Source organism: Arthrobacter sp. 147(2020), assembly GCF_013116715.1.
In the GTDB taxonomy this organism is placed as follows: Bacteria; Actinomycetota; Actinomycetes; order Actinomycetales; family Micrococcaceae; genus Arthrobacter_D.
In genome coordinates this window covers 25,197-50,905 of sequence record NZ_JABFOM010000004.1, presented here as the reverse complement: position 1 = coordinate 50,905, position 25,709 = coordinate 25,197, and the positions used below count along the sequence as shown (strand labels likewise).

Genomic DNA, 25,709 nt, shown 5'->3' with positions numbered 1-25,709 from the left:
ACCTCGTGTTTCGACGCCGGTAACCGACCTAGTGGGCAGGGAATCCCTGCTCAGGGATATCTTGGCAGAACTGTCCCAGGCACATGCCTTCGGCGCGATCGTCGTTGGTGATCCCGGGCTGGGGAAGACCGCGTTGGCGCGGGCGGTTGGCGATGGACTCGACGGTCGGGTCCCGGTGGTCCACATTAGCGCCCAGCCTTCCTTGAAGAAGGTGCCTTTTGGTGCGCTCTCCCCCTATCTGTCCGATCTGTCGGTTGCTGACGCAGGGTCTCCGATCGCCATCTATCGCGCATTGACTAGGCATTTGGGGCAGCAGGGCAGCGACGGGGCTGTTCCCCTCTTCATCATCGACGACGCCCACGACCTGGACGACAGCACAAGCGTTCTGCTGGCACAGCTCATCGCCACCCAACGAGCACGGGTTCTGGTTCTTGCCAGACCTAACCCCGGACCGCCAGCCGAGTTTCTAGCCCTTTCGCATGACGGGATGCTGCACAGACACGACCTCACTCCGCTGGACCGCCAGCAAATCCACGAACTGTGTGTCCGAGAGTTGGGCGACGAGATTCTTGCCAGCGTGAGTGCAGTACTCGGCAAGACATCTGAGGGCAACCCGATGTTTTTGCTGGCTCTGCTGCACGCTGAGGCCCGGTCGAAGTATCTGGTACAAAGGAACGGAGTATGGTGCCTGTCTGGTGAACGACCGGGGATTGACCTACGTCTGACAGATCTGATTCAGGGACAGCTGCGAGGTCGCTCGAGGTCGGAGCTTGAGGTGCTGGAGACCGTTGCGCTTGCGGAGCCCATACTGTTGACCGTCCTGTATGAAAGCTGTGATCCGCAGGCAGTGGATACGTTGGTGGACGACCAGCTGCTCTCACTGATACCCGGGCCTGACGGACGCGTATCTCTCGCCCACCCCCTGTACGGCGAGGTCATCCGAGCTCAAGTGCCAATTGGGCGAAGCATCACAATCCGCCAGCGGCTTCTTCATCTGGTCGAAAATCAGGCGGATTCGGTTGAAGGGTTCCTTCGTTGGGTGTCTTGGGGGCTCGATTGCGGCGCCACGCTGGACGACGCCACGTTACTAAAAGCCGCAATCGTCGCTAACCGGTTCTACGATCCCACCTTCGCCCTCCGTGCAGCGAGGGTTGTCCAGGCACCAGAACTGAAATCGCGCGCTCTGGTAGAAATTGCCCACGCCCGGATGACACGTGGGGATCTCCTCTATGCAAGGGAATTGGTTGACGAAGCCCTTCTCAACTGCGGCAGCCTGCGGATAGCCAAAGAGGCGACCCTTCTGTCGATCGACCTGAGAATGAGGGCAGGGGACACCTCCCAAAAAATTCGCGATGATGTCCATCGTTGGGAGTCGGCGGTGAACCGTATCGAGCAGCAACGAAGGGGGTCCTCAAGCCGCTCCGTCCTTCTATCACGGATGGGAATCCGGATACTCTCCTGTTTCGTGCTCAACCTTGAGGGGCGCTACCTCGAGTCGGAGACCCAACTGGTCGCCATCAGGGACAACCCGGAGGGCACGGAGGAAACCCGCCTGGCTGCGCTGGCCCTGCTGGGAGAGGCACTTGGGTCGACAGGCCGGCCACTGGCGGGTGCCGCTGCCACCAGCGAGGCACTGAACATCATCGGAGCGAACGGTCACCGCTTCCTGCGCCACCAGGAGTTCGTCATCACGCGGCACGGCATGTCACTCATCCGCAGCGGACAATGGAAAGCGATCGGATCGCTCCTGGCATCCTACTCGCAAGCAGCCGACGGCGGAATGGTGCACTTTGGTGGGATTCTCGAGTATTTCGAAGGCTTGATGGCTCTGCGTCAGGGGCGTATCCGTACCGCTAGGAAACGTCTGATGCTCGCTGTCGAAGGGTTCCGTGAATCAGACATTGCCCAGCTGTTGAGCATGTCCACCGGGATGGCGGCCTATGCCTGCGCTATGGCGGGGGACACCGCGGGAGCCCAGCGTTATTCAGACGAGTTTGCTGCCTTGCCTGCCTATGGATCGCTCCAGGCCCGGTTGCAGGGAAAGATTCACGTAGTAGGGGCGAACGCGCAGCTGATCGGTGCGTCAGCGTCGATAAACGAACTTCGTCGTATAGCTGGCGACGCTGAATCCACGGGCATGGCCACCCTTGCCGCTTCGGCATTGGAGCTGGCGGTTCGCCTGGGTGACTTCGAGTCGCTTACTCCGTTGAGTCGGATCACTACCGCCTTTGAGGGGGCCGATGGTGCTGTGGTGAACGCAATGGCCGTCGGGATGCTGAAGAAGGATCCAGTTCGGCTGGAAGCCACCGCCCTTAAAGCCAAAGACGCTCACTACTTCCTGATTGCTGCCGAGTGTCTCGGCACTGCAATCAACCTGTTGTCTTCGCAGGGCCAGACGCAACGCTCCCGGGCCCTACAGCCCGCCCTTAATACGATGATCGACAAGCTGGAAGGATTCCGCGGGCGCCAGTTTGCGGAGGCTCAGTCGGCGACAAAGTTGACACAGCGAGAACAGGACATCGTCACCCTTGCCTCACGGGGCCACTCAAATCGCGACATTGCCGAGCAGCACGGAGTGTCGGTTCGCACGGTGGAGGGGCACCTTTACCGAATATTCGCGAAGCTCGGCATCAGCCGCCGCGAGGATTTGCAGGATCTCCACCCGTCTTAGGCCTACTCACTGTCCGCGCCGCACATAGCGAGTAATGTCCGACCTGACCGCGAGAGTTCGAGTAGCATCACCACGTCGAAGTCAAGTATTTACCACTCGTGCCCGCCCTCGGACGAATCCATAAGCTTGCCGGGAAAGTAGTTCTCGGTCTTTGTGAAGTGGGTCTCGACATGTCGGACAATCTTATACGCGGCGTGTGCCACCAACGCCTTGAAGTAGTCAGTTTCCCACCAGTACTGGGCGATGGAATGGTGGCCAGGTATGGCCCCAAGATTCCGTTCTGGACCCGGGAGCGGTCTGGTCCAGTTCCGTCAGACCCGTGCTCCCGAACCCGTCCTCCCTCAGCGGAGCCGGCGATGTCGGAGCCTTCCGAGACCAAGGCTCGTCCCCAGCCGTCGTCGGCTCCTTCCATGGTGGACGGCCTGCACTCCTGTGCGGGCCGTCCATCGGTAGCGTGACATGTATCAGGCTCAAGAACAGGCCGTATCGTTTCCATTCCGATCCACCCGCGCCCGAGCCCGCGCCCGGGCTGCTGCAGTCTCTGGTGTGCCTTGGCGGAGACGATATCAGGTTTCCTTGCGGGTCACGGACACTCTCGTTGTACTTTCTTCCGTGGTCATCAGCACCGACTGGATTCTGAAGAACCCGGTAGGCGGGGCCGCCCCAACCGGGATACTAACTTCCGCTGTCGCGATCGGTGTTGGCTGGCTGGTCATGCTCTCGATGTTCAGAACCAGGGACCCTCGGTTGATCGGTATCGGGGTTTCCGAGTACAAACGCATCATTCAGGCCAGCACAGCGACCTTTAGCTTGCTCGCGGTTGCGGTTGTGCTTTTCGAGTTGCAGGACTTTCGCAATTTTCTTCTGATCATGCTTCCCGCTGGACTCATCGGCTTACTCCTGAGTCGATGGGTGTGGCGAAACTGGCTGATGCGCCAGCGCGAATTTGGGTTGTTCCTATCTAAGGTCATTGTTGTGGGACGCCACGATGACGTCGAGTACGTGGTCGGTCAACTAGCCAAAAAGACAGGGGCAGTGTACGACGTCGTCGGGACTGTGCTGGAGGGCAGAGATCGGTCACAGAGCATTCAAGCTGGCAGCCGGCGAGTTCCGGTGGTCTTTGGTCTGGGCAAGGTAGAAAAGTTAGTTGCCGACACAGGAGCGGATGCAGTAATTGTTGCTGGCCACCTCCATAAGGGAAGCAAGTATATTCGTGAGCTCGGCTGGCGTTTGGAACGGACAGCGACAGAGCTGGTCCTCGCGTCAACATTGACCAATGTGGCGGGTCCAAGGATCCAGATGCGGCCAGTTGAAGGTCTACCACTTATGCACGTGGAGATGCCTCAATTTACAGGGGGAAGGCACGTCGTCAAAAGGATGATGGATGTGGCGGTTTCTCTCTCCGCACTCATCGTTCTCGCCCCCCTGTTTGCCATTGTGGCTTTGATCATTCGACGCGACAGTCCGGGACCGGTAATTTTCAAGCAGAATCGTGTTGGACGGGGGTCCGCTGAATTCTCCATGTACAAATTCAGAACGATGGTCGTCACTGCGGAGGCCGACCTGGCCGAGCTCCGGGACCGCAACGAGGGTAGTGGACTTCTTTTCAAAATGCATAACGACCCCCGGGTCACTCGCGTTGGACGTTGGCTGCGAAGGTACTCCATTGATGAATTTCCTCAGCTTTTCAATGTGCTTCGCGGGGACATGGCGTTGGTCGGGCCACGTCCACCATTGCCTAGTGAGGTATCTGATTACGCCGGACACACCCACCGGCGCCTATTCATTAAGCCGGGCCTCACTGGTCTCTGGCAGATTAGTGGAAGATCCGATCTCGGATGGGACGAGAGCGTTCGCCTCGATCTCTACTACGTGGAGAACTGGTCTGTAACTGGGGACTTGATGATTATGTGGCGGACCTTCAAGGTCATGGTCCAGCCCGTTGGCGCGTATTAGCCTTGCCAGACAACGGGAGCAGCCGGTGGTTCTCGGGGCGCGTAGAGTATAGGGGCCCCGTGTAACCACTGAGGAGAATCATTTGCCCATTCCTTCTGCTCCGCTTCACCCCCTGAACAATACCGAGGTGCAGCGGATCCGCAACGATTTCCCGATCCTGGGTACAGAGGTAAACTCCCGTCCGCTCGTCTACCTTGACTCCGGCGCCACTTCCCAGAACCCGCTGACCGTCCTGGAAGCGGAACAGGAGTTCTACGAACAGCGAAATTCAGCCGTCCACCGCGGGGCACATACGCTTGCCGTGGAGGCTACTGATGCCTACGAGGCGGCCCGGGAAACCATTGCCGCCTTCGTCGGCGCTGGAGTAAACGAGATTGTGTGGACCTCTAACGCCACCGAAGCGCTGAACCTGGTGGCATACTCCTTCTCAAATGCGTCAGCTGGACGGGGAGGACCCGCCGCTGAGCGGTTCGTGCTGGGCCCTGGAGACGAGATCGTGGTGACCGAAATGGAGCACCACGCCAACCTGATTCCCTGGCAGGAGCTCGCCGCCCGCACCGGTGCCACGCTGCGCTGGATACCCGTAGACGACGACGGCGCGCTTCGGCTCGAAGACGCGGCCGCCATCATCGGCCCCGCCACCAGGGTGGTCGCCTTCACCCATGCATCAAACGTGCTCGGAACCATCAACCCGGTTGCGGAACTCGTCGCGATGGCGCGCCAGCACGGCGCGCTGACAGTCCTCGACGCATGCCAGTCGGTGCCCCATCTGCCGGTCGACGTGCACGCGTTGGGCATCGACTTCATGGCCTTCTCCGGGCACAAGATGCTCGGACCCACCGGGATCGGGGCACTGTACGGCAGGGGTGAGTTACTCAACGCGATGCCGCCCTTCCTCACAGGCGGATCGATGATCACCACGGTGACAATGGAACGCGCTGAATACCTCGAGGCTCCAGCGCGCTTCGAGGCCGGGACACAACGGATTTCCCAGGCCATCGCCATGGCGGCTGCAGCAAATTACCTGACCGAAACCGGAATGCACCGGGTGCAGGACTGGGAGGAAACCCTGGGCCGCCAACTGGTGGAAGGACTCAGCCAGCTCCCGGGCATCCGGGTGCTCGGACCCGCAGCCGGGACGGAGCGGATCGGACTGGCCGCGTTCGACGTCGACGGTGTCCACGCCCACGACGTCGGCCAGTATCTTGACCACGCGGGCATCGCCGTCCGGGTTGGCCACCACTGTGCGCAGCCGCTGCACCGCAGGCTCGGCCTCACGGCCACCACACGCGCCAGCACCTACCTGTACAACACCAGCGATGAGGTGGATGCCTTCCTGGCAGCCGTCGCCGGTGTCCGCCCGTTCTTTGGAGTGAAGTAATGTCCGACGACCTGCAGCAGCTCTACCAACAGATCATCCTTGACCATGCGAAGGAGCGCCACGGTGCGGGCCTGCTGGACCATGACGGCGCCGGCAACCAGGGCGAATCCCACCAGTTGAACCCAGTGTGCGGCGATGAGATCACATTGCGGGCCGTCCTGGTCGACGGCACTCTTAAAAGTGTCAGCTGGGACGGGGCCGGATGCGCGATTTCCATGTCGTCAGCCTCAGTCCTGACCGATCTGGTGGTTGGTGAGGACCGTGACACGGTGATGGACCTCGTAGACGAGTTCCGGACTGTGATGCGTTCGCGGGGTCGAGTCCCCGCGGACGAGGAGGTCCTTGGGGACGCGGCTGCTCTCGCCGGAGTCTCCAAGTACCCGGCGCGGGTCAAGTGCGCCATGTTGGCCTGGGTGGCACTGGAGGAAGCCCTGCTCGCGGCTAACACGTCGGTCAGGGACCTGCCCTAGCGGTCCGGCTCCTCGAAGAGGTCGGGCACGCCGTCGTTGTCCGCGTCCACCCGTTCGGCTTCCTCGACGCGGCGGTAGTGCTTGTTCCGGCTCCGGAGGATCACTGTGGCGGCGAGGGCGGCGATCAGGGAGGCGCCGAGAATGGCGACCTTCGCGTGGTCGTTGTGCTCGGTTCCCTGCGCGAAACTGAGGTCATTGACCAGCAGGGACACCGTAAAGCCAACCCCTGCCAGCATGCCCACTCCCAGCAGGTCAATCCAGCGCAGATCAGGGTCAAGGTTGGCGCGGGTCGTTTTGGTGAGCACGAAGGTGGTCAGCAGGATCCCGATCGGTTTACCGAGCACCAGTCCCGCGATAATGCCGAGGGTGACGGTGTCCCCGAGCGCCGACATCAGCCCTTCGGTGCCGCCGACGGCCACACCCGCCGAGAAGAACGCGAACACCGGGACAGCGAATCCGGTGGACAGTGGGCGGAAGCGATGCTCGAAGATCTCGGCCAGTCCTGGTTTGTTGGGCCGCGGCATCTTCACTGTGCCGTCTTTGGCCTTGCGGAGAACCGGCACGAGGAAGCCGAGCAGGACACCGGCGACAGTGGCGTGGACGCCGGAGGCGTGCATCAGGATCCAGGTGGCGATACCAATCGGGAGCAGGATCAGCCAGGCCGCAGGGGTGTGGCGGCCGAAGTACTTGGGGTTCTTCTGCGCCAGAAAACCGAAAAGCGCCAGGGGCACCAGCATGAAAAGCAGGTAGGTGAACTCGACGTCGTCGGAGTAGAAGAAGGCGATGATGGCAATCGCGATGAGGTCATCCACGACGGCGAGGGTCAGCAGGAATACCCGCAGTGCGCTGGGGAGGTGGGAGCTGATCACAGCCAGGACGGCCAGGGCGAAGGCGATGTCGGTCGCCGTCGGGATGGCCCACCCCCGCAGGGACTCGGGGGAGGACAGGTTGACGATGACGTAGAACAGGGCGGGCACCAGTACGCCGCCGGCAGCAGCAGTTACCGGCACCACCGCCCGGCTGAACTTGCGCAGGTCCCCGGCGACGAACTCACGTTTCAGTTCGAGGCCCACCAGGAAAAAGAAGATCGCGAGCAGCCCGTCCGCTGCCCAGGCGCCGACGCTCAGCCGCAGATGCCAGGGTTCGTATCCGAACTCGAAATCCCGAATCGCGAAATAGCTTGCCGAAGCGGGCGAATTGGCCCAGATGAGGGCAGCGACGGCGGCGATCAGCAGCAGGATGCCGCCGACCGTTTCCTTGCGGAGAATCTCATTGAGCCGCAGGTACTCCGGGTAGCTCGACCGTTCGAGGACCCGCTTCGGGGCCTGGGGTTCCTGGTTGTTGCTCACGGTGCGACCTTCTCTGATTTCGCCAATTCGATACTGATATCCACGTCGATGCTTTAGCCAACCAGGGCGCGGACGCCGATCACGAGGGTGGCTACGCCCAGGATCATTGAGGTGGTAATCAGCATAAAGTGCACCTTGAGGAACCGGGTAGGTGCACCCGACTCGTCTTTGGAACGTGGGTCCTTGAAGATCCGGCGCAGGAAAGGCGGCCAGACGATCAGGGTCCAGACGCCGGCAAGGATGAGGATCAGGGCCAGGGGGGTAGGAAGCGACACAGCGATGACTCCTTAGCCCTGGTGGCTCTCGAGCCACTTGCGTGCCTCGGTGGCCTGGAGGTTCAGTGCCTTGCCGATCATGGGTTCAGCCGCCGACGCGATCTTCGACCCCATGAAGGGGATCGACGAGCTGACGGTCCCGGTGAGGTCCACCCGGGTGTCGGTGCCGGCCGCGACCAGACGCTGTTCGGCGTCAACGGTGACCGGCACGCCTGCGACGGTCATGGTGACCTTGGCGGTCCGGGAGCCATCGGTAGCCGGTGCAGCCCAGTGTTCCGTCTGGGTGACGGTGAGGGACTCGCCGACGAACTTCCGCACCATGTCGGGGAGACGCTTCGTGGGAAGCGTCCGGACGGCGGTAAGGGTGAAGGCGGCGGAGGTGTCGCCGTCGACGGTGACTGACTTCAGGGTGCCCCCTACCTTCTCGCTGACGTGCTTCAGGAAAGCCTCGTCGGTGAAGACGCCCGTCACTGTAGCGGCGTCGTAGGGCAGGGTGGTCGAAGCGTTCAGTGCCAAGGTTCCTCCGTGATGGATGGGCGGTGGGGTGGAATGCGATTTGCGTCCCACCCATCCTAGGGCCTTCCCGGGCCGCCGGGTGGGTCCCGCAGGGTAGGCTTGGAGTATCCCCGGAATTCGACAGAATTTCGGGCTTTTGTGCTGGATAAACCGGTTGGAGCCGCCTACCGCGGCCAACGTTATCCCCGAAAACTGTCGGACCCTCGAGGAGAACCATTGAGCCTGAACGGACTGCGCGCCGCACTGATCGAGGACACATCGTTCGCCCGGGTGAGGACGAATGCCTCGCACGGAGTCGTTGACCGGAACACCGACCTGCAGATCGGCGCACCGGCCGGCCTGCGGGCAGCCCTGCTGGCCGAAATGGTGGATGGCCTGTCCTCAATAGCATCCGGGGCGAACGCCGCGAAGGACACCAGTGCACCGGTAGTGCTCGCCGTCACCGCCACCGGCCGGGAGGCCGAAGACCTCGCCGCGGCACTCCGGAGCTATCTGCCCATCGCCGACATCGAGGAGTTCCCCAGCTGGGAGACGCTGCCCCACGAACGCCTCTCGCCCCGGTCAGACACCGTCGGCCGCCGGCTGTCAGTCCTGCGCCGCCTCGCCCACCCGGAGGGGTCACCGGTGCGGGTGATCGTCGCGCCCATCCGGGCCGTCGTCCAGCCCCTGGTCGCGGGGCTCGGAGAACTGCAGCCGGTGACCCTCAGGGTGGGACAGGACGCCGAATTCACCGACGTGGTCCGGGCGCTGTCCGACGCCGCCTACGCGCGCGTAGACATGGTCACCCATCGGGGCGAGTTCGCGGTGCGCGGTGGGATCATCGACGTGTTCCCGCCCACCGAGGACCACCCGTTGCGGATTGAATTCTTCGGCGACGAGGTCGAAGCGATGCGCTGGTTCGCCGTCGCCGACCAGCGCTCGCTGGCCCGCGAGGAGGACGGTCAGCCAGCCATGCTGTTCGCGCCGCCCTGCCGGGAAATCCTGATCACCCCGTCGGTGATGTCCCGCGCTGCCAAGCTCAAGGCGGACCTGCCCGCTGCCGCTGCCATGCTGGAAAAGATCGCCGGCGGTATTGCTGTGGAGGGAATGGAGTCGCTCGCCCCGGTACTGGTCGATGCGATGGTGCCCCTGGTCGGCGAGCTGCCCGCCGGATCAATCGCCGTCATCATCGAGCCCGAGAAGGTGCGGACCCGGGCCCACGATCTGGCCGCCACCAACGAGGAATTCCTTGAGGCGGCCTGGTCGACGGCGTCCGAGGGCGGCGCTGCACCGCTCGACCTCGGCGGCGCACTCGGCGCCGACCTGCAGACGGCGAGCTTCAGGTCCCTGACCGATACCCGCTCGGCGGCGCTCGCGAACCAGGTCGCCTGGTGGTCTATCACCTCCTTCGGCTCCGACGAGTCGCTGCAGGAATTCCTGCCCGAGATCGACGCCTTCACGGTGCGGGCGCGGGAGCCCCGCGGCTACCAGGGCGACGTGGCCGAAATGATGGACTTCCTGGGTGGCCGCGTGCGCGACCAATGGCGGGTGGTCGTCGCCACCGAGGGCCCCGGTCCGGCCGCGCGCCTCGCGGAACTGTTCCACGACCACGACATTCCGGCGGCCCGGGTGGACTCACTAGAGTCACCACCGCAGCCGGGGATCATCGAAATCACGACGGCGTCAGCGGGCAGGGGTTTCGTCCTCGACTCACTCAAGCTCGGGCTGCTGACCGAGGCTGACCTGTTGGGCCGGACCACCGCCTCCGGTACCCGCGATATGCGCAAGATGCCCTCCAAACGGCGCAATGCCGTTGATCCGTTGCAGCTCCGTGAGGGCGACTACGTGGTGCACGAGCAGCACGGTGTGGCGCGCTTCGTCGAATTGCTGCAGCGTGCCACCGGCGCGGGACCCACCAAGACCATCCGTGAATACCTCGTGCTCGAGTACGCGCCCTCCAAGCGTGGCGCTCCGGGCGACCGGCTGTTTGTCCCCACTGACCAGCTCGACCAGGTCACCCGGTATGTAGGCGGGGATGCCCCGGCGCTCAGCAAGATGGGCGGATCCGACTGGGCGAGCACCAAGTCCAGGGCGCGCAAGGCGGTCAAGGAGATCGCCGGGGAACTGATCCGGCTCTACTCGGCCCGGATGGCATCGCGCGGCTTCGCCTTCTCCGCCGACACCCCCTGGCAGCGCGAGCTGGAGGAGGCGTTCCCCTACATCGAGACCCCCGACCAGCTGACCACCATCAACGAGGTCAAGGCGGATATGGAGCGCGAGGTGCCGATGGACCGGCTGGTCTCCGGCGACGTCGGCTACGGCAAGACCGAGATTGCGGTACGGGCGGCGTTCAAGGCCGTCCAGGACGGCAAGCAGGTCGCCGTCCTGGTGCCGACCACGCTGCTGGTGCAACAGCACTACGAGACCTTCTCCGAACGGTTCTCCGGCTTCCCGGTGCGGGTCAAACCGCTGTCCCGGTTCCAGAGCGCCAAGGAATCGCGGGAGACCACCGAGGGGATTGGTTCCGGCGCCGTCGACGTCGTCATCGGCACCCACCGGCTGCTGTCCAACCAGGTCCAGTTCAAGGACCTGGGCCTGGTCATCGTCGACGAGGAACAGCGGTTCGGAGTGGAACACAAGGAAGCGCTGAAGAAGATGCGCACCAACGTGGACGTGCTTGCAATGAGTGCTACCCCGATTCCCCGAACCCTCGAAATGTCGCTGACCGGCATCCGGGAAACCTCGACCCTGGCCACCCCGCCCGAGGAACGGCACCCGGTGCTCACCTATGTTGGCCCCTACACGGACAAGCAGACCTCAGCGGCCGTGCGGCGCGAACTGATGCGCGAGGGGCAGGTGTTCTTCGTCCACAACCGGGTGTCGTCGATCGACCGGACCGCTGCGCACCTGAAAGAACTGGTGCCCGAGGCGCGGGTCGCCGTCGCGCACGGCCAGATGAGCGAATCCCGGCTGGAACAGATCATCGTTGACTTCTGGGAGAAACGCTTCGACGTCCTGGTGTGCACCACCATCATCGAAACAGGGCTGGACATCTCCAACGCCAACACCCTGATCGTCGACCGGGCCGACAACTACGGCCTGTCCCAGCTGCACCAGCTCCGCGGCAGGGTGGGGCGCGGGCGCGAACGCGCCTACGCCTACTTCCTCTACCCCTCCGAGAAACCGTTGGGCGAGGTGGCCCTGGAGCGGCTGAAGGCCGTCGCCTCCCATAACGAGCTTGGCGCCGGCATGCAGCTCGCGTTGAAGGACCTCGAGATCCGCGGTGCAGGCAACATGCTGGGCGGGGAACAGTCGGGCCACATCCAGGGGGTGGGTTTCGACCTGTACATCCGGCTCGTCGGTGAAGCGGTCGCGGACTTCCGGGGTGATGCGGAGGAGAAGGCAGCGGAGATGAAGATCGAGCTGCCGGTCAACGCCCACCTGCCCCACGACTACGTGCCGGGGGAGCGGCTGCGCCTGGAGGCCTACCGCAAACTGGCCTCAGCGATTACCTACGAGGCCATCGACGCCGTGGTGGAGGAACTGGGCGACCGGTACGGGGAGCCTCCCGCCCCGGTGGTCAACCTCATTGCGGTCGCGCGGTTCCGGGTGGCGGCGCGTGCCGCTGGCCTGACCGATGTTGCGCTGCAGGGAAACTTCATCAAGTTTGCGCCAGCGAAGCTGCCGGAATCGAAGGAGATGCGGCTCAAGCGCATGTACCCGGGGTCGTCACTGAAACCGGCGCTGAACGCTGCACTGATCCCGAAACCGAAGACCTCGCCGGTGGGCGGCAGGGACCTGTCCGACGCCGACATCCTCACCTGGGCGCAGAACGTGGTGGACGCGATCTTCACGGACTAGAGGTCTGCAGGATTGTATAGACCTATCCCATTCTTTGACCCCCACTGGGACGACAGGAGGGAGCAGTATGCGTTCTGGCTAGTGGCGTCGAATCGCCATCTGCTTAATCCGTCGGAGGGCGACGGGTTTGTGCCCGCTTAGTTCGAGTTGGCAAATGGCTTCGTCAAGCTTCATCGCCGCTGTTTTTGCCCCAGAAAGGCGGGGAGCGGTCCGCATGGATTCCGGCTGTCGAAAAGCGCTGTCCATAGCTTCCGAAAGCGCCTCACAGGTGTCTACCACCCTTGCGTTCCCATATCTGGCCATGGTGTCTGAAAAGGCAAGTTGATGCCTATCGACAACCTCGTGAAGTTCAGGTCTACGCGGCACGGCGATGGGTATGTGGCCTACTTCGCGGGCATCCAGAATGGACCCTGGGCCGCCTTGAACCACCACCACCGTTGCGCGACGGTACAGCTCTAACAGTTCTTGTCGCGGCATCCGTGTTATCCCTTCTGCATAGCGGGGGGCGCGACTCGCACCATGCTGCACTAGGCAACTCGGGGCTGACGGTGTTGAGGCGAGCCATTCGTCGATCCAATCGACAAGTCTGTCGAATCTATGGTGATCCGTGCCCAGCGATACCACCACCTGTGGTTGGGTGAGAAACCCGCTCATAGTATTGGTCCGATATTGATCGCATCTGGGTAGTACTGCATTTGTTCTTCCCACTGCACGCAAAACAGGTCGGAGAGCGGGTAGCATAGTCTGCCGCTCAGGGTAGGCATCGTTATCCTGTCGAAGCACTCGATGTATACCGTATGAATCTGGAGCATTCTCGCGATAAGGAAGAACGGAACGCTAACGCCGGCACCGACTGATACGACCACATCGGGTCTAATCCGCTTCAACGTAGGCCATGCCAACAAAAGGTTCCTAAAAGCATTGGGAATGTTTCGGGTAGTGGGGAAATAGCACCAGGTGACATCTTCCTCTGCTAAAGCTGCCTCCACCTCGGGGCGTCGGAAAGTAACCCAGGATCGTGCGTGGGTACGCCACCAATCGTCTAATGGGAGCAACTGCGCTAGGTGACCTCCTGCGGAGGTTACAAGCAAAATTTTCATCAATTCTTCCTCCCTGGGATCTACCCCGCGACGGATTAAACATGGCGTACGCCCGAAGTGCAAAGCTTCGGAGTCACTACCGGAACAATGGATAGCAGCCTAGGGGAGCGGGTGGTTCAGGACACGAGTACCGCCTACTTGAACTTCATCCAGGTACTACCCACGAAGGCAAGTCCGCCAGGAATATCAGCGACACGACGGTCAGAGTATCGAGTCGGCGGACCATCGCGCAGGGTAGACCCTCGAACCAGGTCCGGGGGTGGGAGACCATCCGAAATGCAGCGGCTATCAGCATTCCTGGGTCAGACCTGAGATGCGATGCTCAAGATTCCTGAGCCAACTGCAACTGAAGGTCGTCAAAGAACCAGCGTTTAGGGGCGCGGAAAAATGACTTCCGACTATTGATTAACTGTCTGGTAGGAAGTAGTCCGTTCTCAATTCCCGTGTAGATCTACACATACTCGCGTGAATACCGTGGATCGTCAGGTGTCGTTTCGTCAAAAGGCAAGTACTGGGAAGGTCAACGGCGGGTAGGCGTTACGCGTGCGTGGGACCTGTGGTCTTTCTATTCTTCTAGGAACCATTCGTCACGACAGTATTAAGGGTCTCCATGCTGCGGTCTCTCACGAACGATCATCTGGGGTGCGTCAGGAAGTCTGCTCGGTGAGCACTTTCCGGTTCATCGGTGCAAGCGGTGTTCCACCTCGACGGGTCCGACCCGAAGTTGATCAGCCGCGGGGAAGAGTTTGTTCCTCGGTGATCGACGATGGACTCGGCCACAACCAGACCTACGTAGGTGAGGTGTCATGAATCTGACATCAGAGCCAGGCTCGGGTGCTACTGATCTACATCTGGCCGTCAAGCTGGCAGGTGCAGCGTCGGAGATGCTTCTCGAACTCCAGCGAACAGCAGTGGACCGCCAACTAACCCCGGAACAACTCAAAACTCAAGGAGACGCCGAATCCCAGCTCTTGATCAGCGCGGCTCTGGACCATCATCGGCCTACAGATGCAGTTCTATCGGAAGAAGCCGCCGACAACCTAGTGAGGTTGCAATCGGATCGGGTTTGGATCATTGATCCGCTGGATGGAACACGAGAGTTTTCAGAAGGTCGAACTGATTGGGCGGTTCATGTCGCCCTGTGGCAAGGAGGCAAACTCTCGGTTGGAGCGGTGGCGTTGCCTGGTCATGGAGTGATTCTAGATAGCAGCCCGAGAGTTGTTGAAGAAAGCACATATAAGGGTCGGATGAGAATCGCCGTCTCGCGAAGCAGGCCCCCATCTATTGTCAATGCACTCGCCGAATCCACGCATGCGGAGTTGGTTCCAATGGGATCAGCCGGGTATAAAGCCTGTGCTGTGGTGCGGGGTGAGGTTGATGCTTATGTGCATGCGGGTGGGCAGTATGAGTGGGATTCAGCTGCACCGGTGATCGTGGCACACAGCAGGGGATTCCACACCAGCCGCGTTGATGGGTCACCCCTCGAATATAACCAGCGGGATCCCTACTTGCCCGATCTTCTGATTTGCCGTCCGAACCTGGCGGATTTCTTGGTCAAGGAATTAAAAACTCTAATTTAGATACGTCAATAAATGGTCTCAAAAGATGGGAAGTGCGCTATGGCTCAGAACGATGAAGGCCCTCGGTATAACCTCACGCAGTTGAAAGCCTTGGAGTCTGAAGCGATCTTTATTATTCGTGAGGTGGCGGCGGAGTTGGAGCACCCCGCACTATTGTTCTCGGGAGGAAAAGATTCCATCGTTATGTTGCATTTAGCGGTCAAGGCGTTCGCCCCGGCACCCGTGCCTTTTCCAGTCTTGCATGTCGACACAGGCCATAACTTCGACGAAGTCTTGGAATTTAGAGATGAAATGGTCAAACGGATAGGAGTAAATCTTGTTGTTGGATCGGTGCAGGAAGCTATAAATCGCGGCCTCGTTCAGGAGGAGCCCAACGGATCCAGAAACCGAATTCAGACGCCTGTTTTGCTGGAAACTGCCGAAAAGAACGGTTTCAACGCGCTAATGGGTGGCGCACGCAGGGATGAAGAGAAGGCACGAGCAAAGGAGAGGGTCTTCTCTTTTCGTGACGAATTTGGGCAGTGGGACCCAAAGAATCAGCGACCAGAACTGTGGAACCTTTACAACGCCAAAGTGCAGGTCGGCGAGAGCATCCGGGTCTTTCCGATCTCCAACTGGACCGAACTGGACATCTGGAGCTACATCGCTCACGAGGGAATCAAAGTGCCATCGATCTACTATGCCCACCGACGTGAGGTATTCGAACGGAATGGGATGTTGTTTGGGGTTCACCGCTTCTGTAAACCGCACGCCAGCGAGAAGGTTTTCACTGAGACGGTACGTTATCGCACGGTGGGTGACGCCAGCCTCACCGCAGCGGTCAGATCGGACGCAGCGACGGCTGACCAGATTGTTGCGGAAGTAGCGACAACGAGGATCACTGAACGAGGTGCGACACGAGGCGACGACCAGGTAAGCGAGGCGGCCATGGAAGACCGCAAGAAGGAAGGGTATTTCTGATGGATCTTTTGCGCTTTGCTACGGCGGGGTCAGTGGATGACGGTAAGAGCACCCTGATCGGCCGCATGCTGTACGATTCCAAATCCATCTTCAGCGATCAGCTGGAATCAATCGAGCGGACCAGCAGGGACCGGGGAGATGAGTACACGGATCTTGCCCTGCTAACGGATGGTCTCCGCGCCGAACGGGAGCAGGGAATCACCATTGATGTGGCGTATCGGTACTTCGCAACGCCGAAACGCAAATTCATCATCGCTGATACCCCTGGCCATACCCAGTACACGCGCAATATGGTCACCGGCGCCTCTACCGCTGATGTGGCCATTGTCCTGGTGGATGCTCGCAAAGGTCTGGTGGAACAAAGCAGGCGGCATGCCTTTCTGGTCTCGCTACTCCGCGTTCCCCATCTGGTGCTTGCAATCAACAAAATGGACCTGGTGGGCTGGTCGGAGGAAGTCTACGAGTCGATCCATGCCGAGTTTGTAGAGTTTGCGGCGAAGCTCGACATCACTGATCTCGCGGTGATTCCGGTATCCGCGCTGAAGGGTGACAACGTAGTAACACGATCGAGCAACATGCCGTGGTATGAGGGGCCATCCCTCATGCACCACCTTGAAAACATTCACATTGCAAGCGATCGAAACCTGGTGGATGTGCGCTTCCCCGTTCAATACGTCATCCGTCCGCATCAGAACCGCAACCACGACTACCGTGGATACGCCGGTCAAGTTGCGGGCGGCGTGATGAGGCCGGGGGACGACGTACTGGTCCTGCCGAGCGGGTTGCCCTCGCGGATTGCATCAATCGAGACGGCCGATGGCCCCTTAGCTGAGGCGTATGCACCGATGTCCGTTGTGGTCCGGCTGGAAGACGACGTGGACATCTCCCGTGGGGACATGATCTGCAGGGCGAACAACCAGCCCACCGTTTCACAGGACATCGATGCAATGGTCTGCTGGATGAGTGACAAGCCGCTTCGCGCAGGCCATAAATTGGCGATCAAGCACACGACCCGGAACGCCCGGGCGCTCGTCAAGGAACTGCATTACGAACTCAACATCAACACTCTGCATCGGAACTCCGGCGTGGATGATCTGAAGCTGAATGAGATAGGCCGGGTTCGCCTCCGCACGACGTCGCCTCTGCTCGCCGACGAATACCGCCGCAATCGCCAAACAGGCGGCTTTGTTCTGATCGATGAGTTCAGCAACAGCACGGTGGGGGCTGGAATGATTGTCGGAGCCGACTGATCCGTTGTATGGTGGCAGATCCTTAGCGTGTGAGGATCTGCCGCCCTGCGGCATTCGGCCCGCCAGCAGGGGGAGGGCGGAGGAGGCTTATGGCCTCCAATACTCGAGTGACGCCGTCTTCGACTGCTACAGATGAAGTATCTATCGAGCAGCGGTCGGGATCGGTGGGGATCTCGTAGGGTGAATCAATTCCCGTGAACTCGTTGATCAGCCCAGCACGTGCTTTAGCGTATAGACCCTTACGGTCCCGTTGTTCGCAGATGGCCAATGGGGTGGAGACATGGACGAGGAGGAAATCGCCGACCAATTCAGCCATGTCGCGAATTTCTTGACGCGTTGAATCATAGGGAGCTATCGGAGCGCACACCGCGATACCGCCCGCGCCTGCGATTTGAGAAGCAACCCATCCGATTCGTCGAACGTTCATCTCGCGATCGGCGCGGGAGAAACCCAACCCCGAGGACAGCATCCTGCGCACGGAGTCCCCATCTAGGAGGGTTGTAGACCGACTGTCAACTATCCGAAGGCGTTCTACCAACTCTCGCGCCAGGGTTGATTTTCCTGAGCCGGAGAACCCGGTGAATAGAACGACGAGCCCGCGCTCCTGGGAGGCAGGCGGGGGAGTCCGTTCGGCTACCCGGGTAGTGAAGTCGAGGACCACGTCCGCCTCGACGCGGTCGAGGACGTAGCGCCGCAACAAAGGGGCGCGTGTCCCGTCAGAATCCTTATCTGCGGGAAGGACCAAAAGACGCACGCTGGCGTTGGGGATTTGATCCGCACAAAGTTTGAGGCTGTCAAGCATTTCCTGGACGAATCGGGTTCCGGTCTGGTTGCTGTCAACCACGGCGAGCAGGAGGAGATCACAGTCGGCTTCCCGCGCAGTAGACATGGTGAGAGCTATCTGGTCGGCCTGTGGCGGGTTGGCGAAAGCCGCAACAAGAATTCTTTGTGGGCCACCAGCTCCGGATCGGGCCAGCGGCCCCGTGACGCGAAGATTCCGCACTGGTGGATGTTCGGCGGGTTGTAGCTTGCTGATGCTGCCAGCGAGGAAGGCTCCCGATGAGGAATGCTGTACATCCGTGACGGTGAGTTTGGCCAACGGGGTGCCGTCCGGATCTGTGATCAGGAGGGCGCCGCGCTGAAGTGCGTCCTGAGCGATAGCCTCGGGGACTGCGAGGGTGAACTCCGTGGGCCAACCAGCTGGCAACTGACCCGGAAGGCAGTAGCCGTTGGCCGGCCCGTACAATCCTCCCAATAGTAATTCAAGTTCATCCAGCATCGATCCATCCAGGGCCTGAGTGGGTTCGATAAAATGTGTGTGTCCGGCGGTTATGTTCATCTTTGGTTACCTTGATCAGGGTCGTTTACCGCAGCAGCCGCAGCGGCGAGTTTGCGGGCCTCCGAACGCTGTCGTTTCTCGGTCCAAGCCAGGGCTGGAAAACCATAACGCCGTCGCAGGTACATCCAGAGGACAGGGGCCACCAGTAGTGCCGCCACAAGAATCACGCCAGTCGTGACGTTGTCCACGCCGAGCATCTTGAGGGCGGAGGCCAACAAAACGAACGCCAGAGCCCGGCGCACGAACCCCCCGCTGAGGCGCGACGACATCTGCGCCCCGAGATATACGCCAGGAATACTGCCGACGATGAGGGGCAATGCAATTCCGAGGTCCAGTGACCCGAAAAGCATGTGCCCCACAGCAGCAGCAGCAACCATGGGCACTGCCTGCAACAGGTCAGTCCCGACCAACTGGCTGGCCTTCAACCCGGGATAGATCATCATGAGTCCGATGATGACGATCGAGCCGGAACCGACCGAGGTCAAGCCCACAATCAGGCCTCCGACCGCTCCCAGGAGAAGTGTCGGTATAACCCGTGGAGTGACCTCGGGCCGCCCCTGCGGCAGCTTCGATCCTGCTCCGCTCCGTGTTCGCGCCCGTTCCACCAATCTCATGTACGCCCTGACCACAAGAAGTACTGCTGTAATCATGAGGGCTATGCCGAGGGCCAGCTTGATACCCGCCTGAACACTCTGTTCGTCACCGAGGGCCTTGAGGATCAATACTCCGCAGAACGCAGATGGGATGGAGCCTATGGCTAACCATTTGACCAATTGAAGGTTCACGGTGCCCCGACGCAGGTGAACGGCCGACCCGACCGGTTTCATCACGGCGCTCGCCATGAGGTCACTTGAAACTGCTGTCAGGGGCGGAACATTGAAAAAAAGAACCAGAATGGGCGTCATGAGAGCGCCCCCGCCCATGCCCGTCAATCCGACTACGATCCCCACGCCGAATGCGGCGACAACCATGGTTAGGTCCATGGAAAATGATTGTGCCACAACCTCATTGGTTGCGAAAGCAAAAATGAACACTAATCGTTGCCGACCCCAGAAAAACCCGTTCTCGGTCAAATGTCTTGGCGACAACGAATTGAGGAAGAGGCAAAAAAGTCGACGGTCCAACCAGAGATTTTACCGCCGGGGTGATATCTCTGGTCATTGTCGCGGCACAAATCCAGTGGGCTCAGCGAAGAATTTTTCCTGATGGCGACAATTGGGGGAACAATTTCATCCGCTTCCAGTAAGAACCGACCGTTTTGAATCCAGATTGAGAAGGGTTTCTCCAGCAACTCCGTCAAGGATGGACACCTCGGCATTGGTCAGTCGGGACCGCCATTCACCGGCCACTTCCTGGGGAGGCCGGTGAAGATTGTGAAGCGCGTTGGCTTTCGGGCTGCGTCGGCCGAGGCCCCGATGTTTCCTGTCTTTGTCTCTTGTGTGCCCGTCCCATCGCAGTCCACACAGTTCGTAGAGCCGGCACATCGCATTCGAACCGCCGGAAGCAAGTTCCTCGTGGGAGATCACGAGTGACCCGGGCAAGGACTCCATGTCGGCCAGCGCTTGCTGATTCAGCATTGCCCAAAAAAGTGCCATCTCTAAGACGTCCCGATGGTCTCCAGAACTAGAGCTGGTGCCAAAGTCCTCGATCGAAGGGGCGATCACCCGACGCACTTCGTCCAGATCCGCTGTCCATTTCATTCGCCGGTAACTCGAGAGCACCGCGCCAGGGTGGCGATAGATCAAGACCGGACGTGCCATGGTCGTTGATACGACCGCCGGCAGCGACAGCATCGCAAAGGGATCTTTCATGATCATTCGGGTCCACGGCCACCCTGCCGCCCATTGCCGCTGTCCATAGCGGCTGTAGACAAACGGATTCAGCCCGCGGTAGGCAGAGCGCAGTAGACGAGCCTGGCGCGGACTGAACTCCTCGAGTCTCGCCCACTCCCGCAACGTACCCCCAAGACCGTACTGCGACCCCCTGGGGTTCATGGGTTCACGTCCCGCTAAAGCAGTCCCCGGGGCGCCGGCAAGCTCACGGGCAAGCCATGTGGTGCCCGAACGAGGCACTCCTGTGACCAAGATGGGGCATCGTCCTTGGTGAGTGCTCTCACTTGAGTGGTCATCAATAGCCACTGGTTTGCCCCCTGGTTTGGTGTTCTACCTGCTGCTGATGCTATGAGAGCCTCCTGAGCGGCGCAAGAGCAGACCAGACCGATCCACCACCGGGGCCGTGTGCGTCTAAGTGGTGGGGTCATCCCAGCACCTAGATCTGAAGGTGTACTTTCACAGTCCCCGCTGATAAAACTGATTAGCACAGCCGAGACGGGCATTCACGAGGGGGATAGTCGCATGGTGAACAGCGCAATGAGGACGTTGGGGCGACGCGGTTTGCGGTCGGCCCTGACCGGTGTCGGCCAGATAACCCCTGGGCACAGAATGCGGCCAGGCTTCTTGATCGCGGGCGCCCAACGATGCGGTACGACCAGCCTTTTCCGCTTGTTGGCTGGCCACCCGAATGTGCACCCGCCGCGGGTCACCAAGGGCATCCATTATTTCGACACCGCAGATAGGTTCCGGCGAGGGCCCAAGTTTTATGCCGCGCACTTTCCATTGATGCGTGCCACGAGAGGTCAGCAAGCAATCACGGGTGAAGCCAGCCCCTATTACCTGTATCATCCGCTTGCTGGCTCACGGATCTCCGCCGAATTACCCGAAGCCAAAGTGATCGTGCTGCTGCGGGACCCTGTTGAACGCGCCTATTCGGCATTCAAGCAAGAAACTGGTCGAGGATTTGAGACCCTCTCGTTTGAGGCCGCGCTGGATGCTGAACCGGAACGGCTCGCTGGCGAACATGAGCGCATCATCGCAGATCCTGGGTATCAGTCCTTTTCCCACCAGCATCACGCCTACGTGGGACGTGGTCTCTATGCAACCCAGCTGGAACGGCTGTTCTCGGCAGTTGGCCGCAACAATGTGATGGTTCTGGATTCAGAGATCTTCCTATCCCCGGGGTTGCCCCAATGGTCCGAGCTGCTTGGCTTTCTTGAGCTGCCCCATTGGTTTCCCCAAGAGTCGATCCGTGCGAACTCCCGACCGAGTTCGGCCATGCCTGAATCGATCAGGAACCGGCTCGATGCCGAGTTCGACGAGTCGAACAGACGACTTGCTGAGATGCTTGGGCACCCTCTGTCCTGGTGTTAGCGTGAAGCGGGAAGGCTGGGCAGCTTTGCTACGGAGACTGGTGAAGGCTGGCAGAAGCCCTCACCATTCCCACTCCCAGCCGTACGATCCTTCAAAGCCACCGACGGTAAACGCTGCGGAGCCGCTCCCTGTGGGCACATCGAGAATGATCAGGCCTTTCAAATCCTCCCCCGGTTCGACCGGACTCGGCAGTAATTCGTCCGGTTCTACGCAGCCAGCGCTGCTACCGACCGGGTCGGGGACTGGTTCATCATCGGCGTCCCACGCCCTGAATTCACGCGCAGATATGTAGAGGGAGGGCCACCCCGATTCTGCCAGTTCTGGCTGCGCCGCCACGGAAAAGCTGATGGCAACGAACTGACCGTTGACGCTTTCTTGAGCGGCAGCCCCAGTGCACTGAAAATCGGTCTGGATCTCCTCGGCTTCCAGGGCCGCAAATTCCGTGCCGGATTCCGCCTGAAAGATGCTCACCTCACCAACGCTTTCTTCCAGATTGCCACGGTCGTTGAGGCCGGTCGGCACGGCCGGTGTCGCTTCGGAGCCGGCCGTGGGTTCAGGACCTGGTTCCTCGGTTTCGGAATCAGATCCGGCGGACGCTGAAGCATCTGGGGCCGGCTGTGAAACTGGAGGTGAAAAGCTTGGTTCGCCTGAAGAACCAGTCGTATCCGGTTCGCCTGAAGACTGAGAGGACGTCACCGGACTCTCGGGGACGGCGTCGCTCACCGAGGGCTCCGGTGACGGTGCGCCAGAGCAACCGGTCAACGTTATGGCGATGGCGACGGTAAGGAAACGGACGGAGCGATTCATGCGTGGCCTTCCGGCGGAGACTGCAAGTATCCCGTAGGGGTACAGGTGAAGTTATCCTAACCGAGTGCACGCGCAAGGTATAGAGGTCATTCTGTCGGCTTGAGCGAACTCCTGATCGGGCAAATCCGGTTCTCACTAAGGGTTGGTCCACCGACGAACCGTTGAAAAGCTGCGAGTGACTCTGGGGATGTGCTGACACTCGTGCGACCCACTGGCAAAGGTGTCCCACTGGCGTCCACGCCTGAATGATCCCAATAGACGAGTGCCCTCAATTTGGGTAACCTCGCTAATTGTTCCTCTGCCGAATCGAAGAATGCTGCTTTCGCCTCTGGGAGGTCAGCCGAGTCATTGACACCCCACTCGGCGAGCATTTGGGGTCGGTCCGGGTAGGTGGCTGCGGCCCAGTTGTAAAACCCCGGCCAACGCCCGCCGTCGGTCTGGTTCACCAGGCTCAGGAGATCGGGGGTTGCCTCCAGATCAAAGGCATACGGATCTTGGGCGATCCAGTCGACAACGTCGCTGCCGGGGTAGAGATTTTCAAACCAAGGCATTTCCGCCCATTTCTGGCTACCCGTGTAGTTCATCACTGTGGTCATATTGACTGGATTGTCGCGTGACAGCACTTCCACCGTGTGGCGAAAGAAGTCGTGAAAGTCGTCCGCAGTCTGACCCGAACCGACAGTTTCATCGACCTCGTCCTCCATCTCCGCATTAAGAGAGAGAAAAAAGGGCTGATCGGCGTACCGTTGCAAGTGCTTCCCCAAATCCGTCAGGTAGGGGTCAGCGGCCCCATCTGCGACTTGGCGCCACGTTAGACCGTCAGGTTTCCAGTTATAGAAAAGGGTTCGCGGTTGGCCCGGCTCATCCCTCCTGAGAAGTTCGTTCTCGTTTGGAAAGAGATCTTCCTGTCCACGCTTGTAGTAATGAACAATATCTACACTTCTGTTCGCGGATTCCTCGAACTTGATGAGCGCCGCATCCCATTTCTCGCCGGGAACAGGATTCGCTGCCACGCCGAAGAGTATCCGACACGGTGCCGGAGACTCTTCGGGTGCGCTGCACGAGGTTGCCAGCAAAGAAATGGCTACGCCGATCGCAACAGTTCGTCCCAATCTCATCACTCGCCCCCTCGGCCCAGATTTCGATCCTAACCGCAGCTCCCAGGAAAAGCATCAGGTGGGACCGCAATAGTGGCTAGCGGCCCCACCCGTCTCAACGAGCGAGGATCATTCCCCGAAGTAGCTCTCGCGAGGTGCAGTCAAACTATCACTGTCAACAAAGCTCCTGAACGCCGAGAGAGTGCTTGGCTTAGAGTCGGCACGTGTTTCGCCAACCAATATTGGATTCCCATTTTTGTCAAAACCCGAAGAATTCCAGTAGACCAAAGCCTTGATTTTCGGATGCTGGGCCAGCTGGCCGTTCGCACTTTCGAAGAAATCGGTCTTGTATTCTGGGTAGTTCGGATCCTCGTCTACACCCCACTCTGCCAACATCTGTGGCTTGTCAGGAAAATTCGTCGCTGCCCAGTTGTAGAAACCGGGCCAGCCTCCATTGGTACGGTTGACCATTCCCTCAAAGTCAGTCAGCCAGACCGGCGGCTTACCGAAGGCGTAGGGGTCTTGAGCAATCCAGTCAACGACATCGTTGCCGGGGTAGAGCTCGTTGAACCAGGGCATCTCCCCCCACTTCTCGATCCCCATGTAATTCACCACAGTGACGACGTTGTTCACACCGTTGGCGCGTAACACCTGAACCACATGACGGAAGAAGTCGCTGAAATCAGATGCTGTCTGGCCGGAACCAGGGGTCTGATTCACCATGTCTTCCATCTCAGCGTTGAGTGAGAGGAAAAAGGCCTTCTGCGCGTTGTCATTCATGTGAGAGGCAAGATCCCGGAGGTAGCCGTCTGCGGCGCCGTCCGCGACCTGACGCCAGGTGAGACCGACTGGCTTCCAATTGTAGAAAAGGATCCGATTCTTGCCTGCCTCGTCTTGGCGGCGCAACTCGCCGCTGCTAGGGAATAGGGCACTCTGTCCGCGCTTGTAGTAGTGTGCGATGTCCATCGTTCGGCCCACGGTCTGTTCGAAGTCGGTGAGTGCGGTGTCCCAGCTTTCCCCACCTAGCGGGTTTGCGCTTGCACCGAACCAGCTCCCACAACTAGGTACCAGCTTCGCTGAAACGCTGCAGCTCGGGTCGGCGGTCGGCGGGGCTGGCGCCGGCGGCTGTACAGGAGCCGGAGGAGGTGTTGGCTGGGGCGCGGGCTGCTCTGTCTCCCCGCTCACGACAACTTTGGGTGCTTTCTCATAGCCAAGCTCCCGGGAGGCTATCCGGCTCACGCCTTCGCCGTCGCGGGTCAGCGACAGCGATAAGGCGCCGTCTGAAAGCTGAAGGTTATTCAGAGGTATTCTGACCGTGCCCGACCCCCCCGATACGGTTGTTCGACCGACAAGGGAACCCTCCACCGGAGCTTTGGCGGAGGTAATGGCCTGCTCGGTCCAGTCCGAAGTGATCTGGTGGATCATCAACTCTCCTGGCTCCCCGCCAGTGAGCGAGAGTTCGAGCTCGACTTCATCGCTGGGGCCAGGGTAGGTGAACTGGTCAAATTTTAGATAGCCCGTTTTTTGGTCCTGAGCATCCAGTCCCACGGCGATCTTGTCAGAATCGCCACGGTTCTCATTTGGCATCGTTGAAATGGTGTAGGCGTCAGCGGTGCTTGCAGACGTCGTGGCAGCCTGGGCTGCTGTTCCCGCGACCAACATTGTGGACGCAAGAACGGCGATTGCACCGGCGGCAGTCAAGGGCCGGATGCTGTCTCGCCTGGAAAGTCGTGAGGCTGCACGCAACCCACGCATCGATCTAGTTGTTTTTTTGGTGATGTTCACCATGGGTAGACTCCAATTCGGCTGCTTACCTGTCCCCAGCTAGCAAGTCGAAGCACCATTTTGATAGGTGATGGTGACCAGATCGTAACAATACTCTCTTGACAAGAGAAACCGCGGGCCTGATGTT

At 60.2% G+C, this 25,709-nt stretch carries 19 protein-coding genes; 9 read left to right on the top strand and 10 right to left on the bottom strand.

Annotation, left to right across the window (positions count from 1 at the left end):
* The first annotated feature begins 31 nt into the window (after nucleotides 1-31).
* The 4 genes from HMI58_RS04635 to sufU all read left to right on the top strand — a co-directional run bounded on the left by HMI58_RS04635 (nucleotide 32) and on the right by sufU (nucleotide 6,478).
* A complete protein-coding gene (locus HMI58_RS04635) occupies nucleotides 32-2,671 on the top strand; it encodes a LuxR C-terminal-related transcriptional regulator (RefSeq protein WP_345890612.1) in 2,640 nt (879 codons plus the stop codon).
* Nucleotides 2,672-3,130: 459 nt separating this feature from the next.
* Nucleotides 3,131-4,627, top strand: a complete 1,497-nt coding sequence (locus HMI58_RS04630; RefSeq protein WP_225667890.1) for a sugar transferase — start codon at nucleotides 3,131-3,133, stop codon at nucleotides 4,625-4,627.
* Nucleotides 4,628-4,709: 82 nt separating this feature from the next.
* Entirely contained in the window at nucleotides 4,710-6,008 is a 1,299-nt protein-coding gene (locus HMI58_RS04625) for a SufS family cysteine desulfurase (protein ID WP_225667891.1), read from the top strand.
* On the top strand, nucleotides 6,008-6,478 hold the full coding sequence (sufU, locus tag HMI58_RS04620; protein WP_171618308.1) for a Fe-S cluster assembly sulfur transfer protein SufU: 471 nt from the start codon (nucleotides 6,008-6,010) through the stop codon (nucleotides 6,476-6,478). Before HMI58_RS04625 ends, sufU begins: the two co-directional genes overlap by 1 nt.
* On the opposite strand, the gene nhaA is transcribed toward sufU, so the two are convergent.
* Genes nhaA through HMI58_RS04605 form a run of 3 tightly spaced genes read right to left on the bottom strand, consistent with a single transcriptional unit; the run spans nucleotide 6,475 to nucleotide 8,618 of the window.
* Complete coding sequence (nhaA, locus tag HMI58_RS04615) at nucleotides 6,475-7,827, bottom strand: Na+/H+ antiporter NhaA (protein ID WP_171618307.1); 1,353 nt, start codon at nucleotides 7,825-7,827, stop codon at nucleotides 6,475-6,477. The genes sufU and nhaA overlap by 4 nt on opposite strands.
* A 53-nt stretch (nucleotides 7,828-7,880) precedes the next feature.
* On the bottom strand, nucleotides 7,881-8,102 hold the full coding sequence (locus tag HMI58_RS04610) for a hypothetical protein (protein ID WP_171586378.1): 222 nt from the start codon (nucleotides 8,100-8,102) through the stop codon (nucleotides 7,881-7,883).
* A 12-nt stretch (nucleotides 8,103-8,114) separates the two neighbouring features.
* Nucleotides 8,115-8,618, bottom strand: a complete 504-nt coding sequence (locus tag HMI58_RS04605; protein ID WP_171586377.1) for a DUF2505 domain-containing protein — start codon at nucleotides 8,616-8,618, stop codon at nucleotides 8,115-8,117.
* Between the two features lie 216 nt (nucleotides 8,619-8,834).
* On the opposite strand from HMI58_RS04605, the gene mfd reads away from it, so the two are divergent.
* The gene (gene mfd / locus HMI58_RS04600; protein WP_171618306.1) at nucleotides 8,835-12,458 is read left to right on the top strand and encodes a transcription-repair coupling factor; all 3,624 of its coding nucleotides are present in this window, start codon (nucleotides 8,835-8,837) and stop codon (nucleotides 12,456-12,458) included.
* Nucleotides 12,459-13,108: 650 nt separating this feature from the next.
* Here mfd and pssD read toward each other — a convergent pair.
* A complete protein-coding gene (gene pssD / locus HMI58_RS04590; protein ID WP_171618304.1) occupies nucleotides 13,109-13,558 on the bottom strand; it encodes a PssD/Cps14F family polysaccharide biosynthesis glycosyltransferase in 450 nt (149 codons plus the stop codon).
* Between the two features lie 806 nt (nucleotides 13,559-14,364).
* Here pssD and HMI58_RS04585 point away from each other — a divergent pair.
* From HMI58_RS04585 to cysN, 3 genes are read left to right on the top strand one after another with little or no spacing between them, the layout of a single operon-like run.
* Complete coding sequence (locus tag HMI58_RS04585; protein WP_171618303.1) at nucleotides 14,365-15,138, top strand: 3'(2'),5'-bisphosphate nucleotidase CysQ; 774 nt, start codon at nucleotides 14,365-14,367, stop codon at nucleotides 15,136-15,138.
* A 39-nt stretch (nucleotides 15,139-15,177) separates the two neighbouring features.
* Complete coding sequence (gene cysD, locus HMI58_RS04580; RefSeq protein ID WP_171618302.1) at nucleotides 15,178-16,098, top strand: sulfate adenylyltransferase subunit CysD; 921 nt, start codon at nucleotides 15,178-15,180, stop codon at nucleotides 16,096-16,098.
* Nucleotides 16,098-17,348, top strand: a complete 1,251-nt coding sequence (gene cysN, locus HMI58_RS04575; protein WP_171618301.1) for a sulfate adenylyltransferase subunit CysN — start codon at nucleotides 16,098-16,100, stop codon at nucleotides 17,346-17,348. The genes cysD and cysN overlap by 1 nt, the downstream gene beginning before the upstream one ends.
* Before the next feature lie 22 nt (nucleotides 17,349-17,370).
* Here the strand turns inward: cysN and cysC are convergent, their stop codons facing one another.
* The 3 genes from cysC to HMI58_RS04560 form a co-directional block, all read right to left on the bottom strand.
* The gene (gene cysC / locus HMI58_RS04570) at nucleotides 17,371-18,687 is read right to left on the bottom strand and encodes an adenylyl-sulfate kinase (protein ID WP_171618300.1); all 1,317 of its coding nucleotides are present in this window, start codon (nucleotides 18,685-18,687) and stop codon (nucleotides 17,371-17,373) included.
* Nucleotides 18,684-19,811: a sulfite exporter TauE/SafE family protein gene (locus HMI58_RS04565; protein WP_225667892.1), complete on the bottom strand. Its 1,128-nt coding sequence runs from the start codon at nucleotides 19,809-19,811 to the stop codon at nucleotides 18,684-18,686. Before HMI58_RS04565 ends, cysC begins: the two co-directional genes overlap by 4 nt.
* 105 nt (nucleotides 19,812-19,916) lie before the next feature.
* Entirely contained in the window at nucleotides 19,917-20,825 is a 909-nt protein-coding gene (locus tag HMI58_RS04560; protein ID WP_318779133.1) for a sulfotransferase, read from the bottom strand.
* 216 nt (nucleotides 20,826-21,041) lie between these two features.
* Between HMI58_RS04560 and HMI58_RS04555 the strand changes: the two genes are divergently transcribed.
* A complete protein-coding gene (locus tag HMI58_RS04555; protein WP_171618298.1) occupies nucleotides 21,042-21,893 on the top strand; it encodes a sulfotransferase in 852 nt (283 codons plus the stop codon).
* Between the two features lie 60 nt (nucleotides 21,894-21,953).
* On the opposite strand, the gene HMI58_RS04550 is transcribed toward HMI58_RS04555, so the two are convergent.
* The 3 genes from HMI58_RS04550 to HMI58_RS04540 form a co-directional block, all read right to left on the bottom strand.
* Nucleotides 21,954-22,616 (bottom strand): hypothetical protein, encoded by a 663-nt coding sequence (locus HMI58_RS04550; RefSeq protein ID WP_171618297.1) that lies wholly within the window; start codon nucleotides 22,614-22,616, stop codon nucleotides 21,954-21,956.
* Nucleotides 22,617-22,786: 170 nt separating this feature from the next.
* Nucleotides 22,787-23,713, bottom strand: a complete 927-nt coding sequence (locus tag HMI58_RS04545) for a hypothetical protein (RefSeq protein WP_171618296.1) — start codon at nucleotides 23,711-23,713, stop codon at nucleotides 22,787-22,789.
* A gap of 213 nt (nucleotides 23,714-23,926) precedes the next feature.
* Nucleotides 23,927-25,585, bottom strand: a complete 1,659-nt coding sequence (locus HMI58_RS04540; protein WP_171618295.1) for a DNRLRE domain-containing protein — start codon at nucleotides 25,583-25,585, stop codon at nucleotides 23,927-23,929.
* Nucleotides 25,586-25,709 lie beyond the last annotated feature (124 nt).

Bases quoted from the DNA above. Each gene is read 5' to 3' on its own strand.
- HMI58_RS04630 (WP_225667890.1), top strand. From the start codon at position 3,131: ATGTATCAGGCTCAAGAACAGGCCGTATCGTTTCCATTCCGATCCACC.
- sufU (WP_171618308.1), top strand. From the start codon at position 6,008: ATGTCCGACGACCTGCAGCAGCTCTACCAACAGATCATCCTTGACCAT.
- pssD (WP_171618304.1), bottom strand. From the start codon at position 13,558: ATGAAAATTTTGCTTGTAACCTCCGCAGGAGGTCACCTAGCGCAGTTG.
- HMI58_RS04585 (WP_171618303.1), top strand. From the start codon at position 14,365: ATGAATCTGACATCAGAGCCAGGCTCGGGTGCTACTGATCTACATCTG.
- cysD (WP_171618302.1), top strand. From the start codon at position 15,178: ATGGCTCAGAACGATGAAGGCCCTCGGTATAACCTCACGCAGTTGAAA.
- cysN (WP_171618301.1), top strand. From the start codon at position 16,098: ATGGATCTTTTGCGCTTTGCTACGGCGGGGTCAGTGGATGACGGTAAG.
- cysC (WP_171618300.1), bottom strand. From the start codon at position 18,687: ATGAACATAACCGCCGGACACACACATTTTATCGAACCCACTCAGGCC.
- HMI58_RS04555 (WP_171618298.1), top strand. From the start codon at position 21,042: ATGGTGAACAGCGCAATGAGGACGTTGGGGCGACGCGGTTTGCGGTCG.
- HMI58_RS04540 (WP_171618295.1), bottom strand. From the start codon at position 25,585: ATGGTGAACATCACCAAAAAAACAACTAGATCGATGCGTGGGTTGCGT.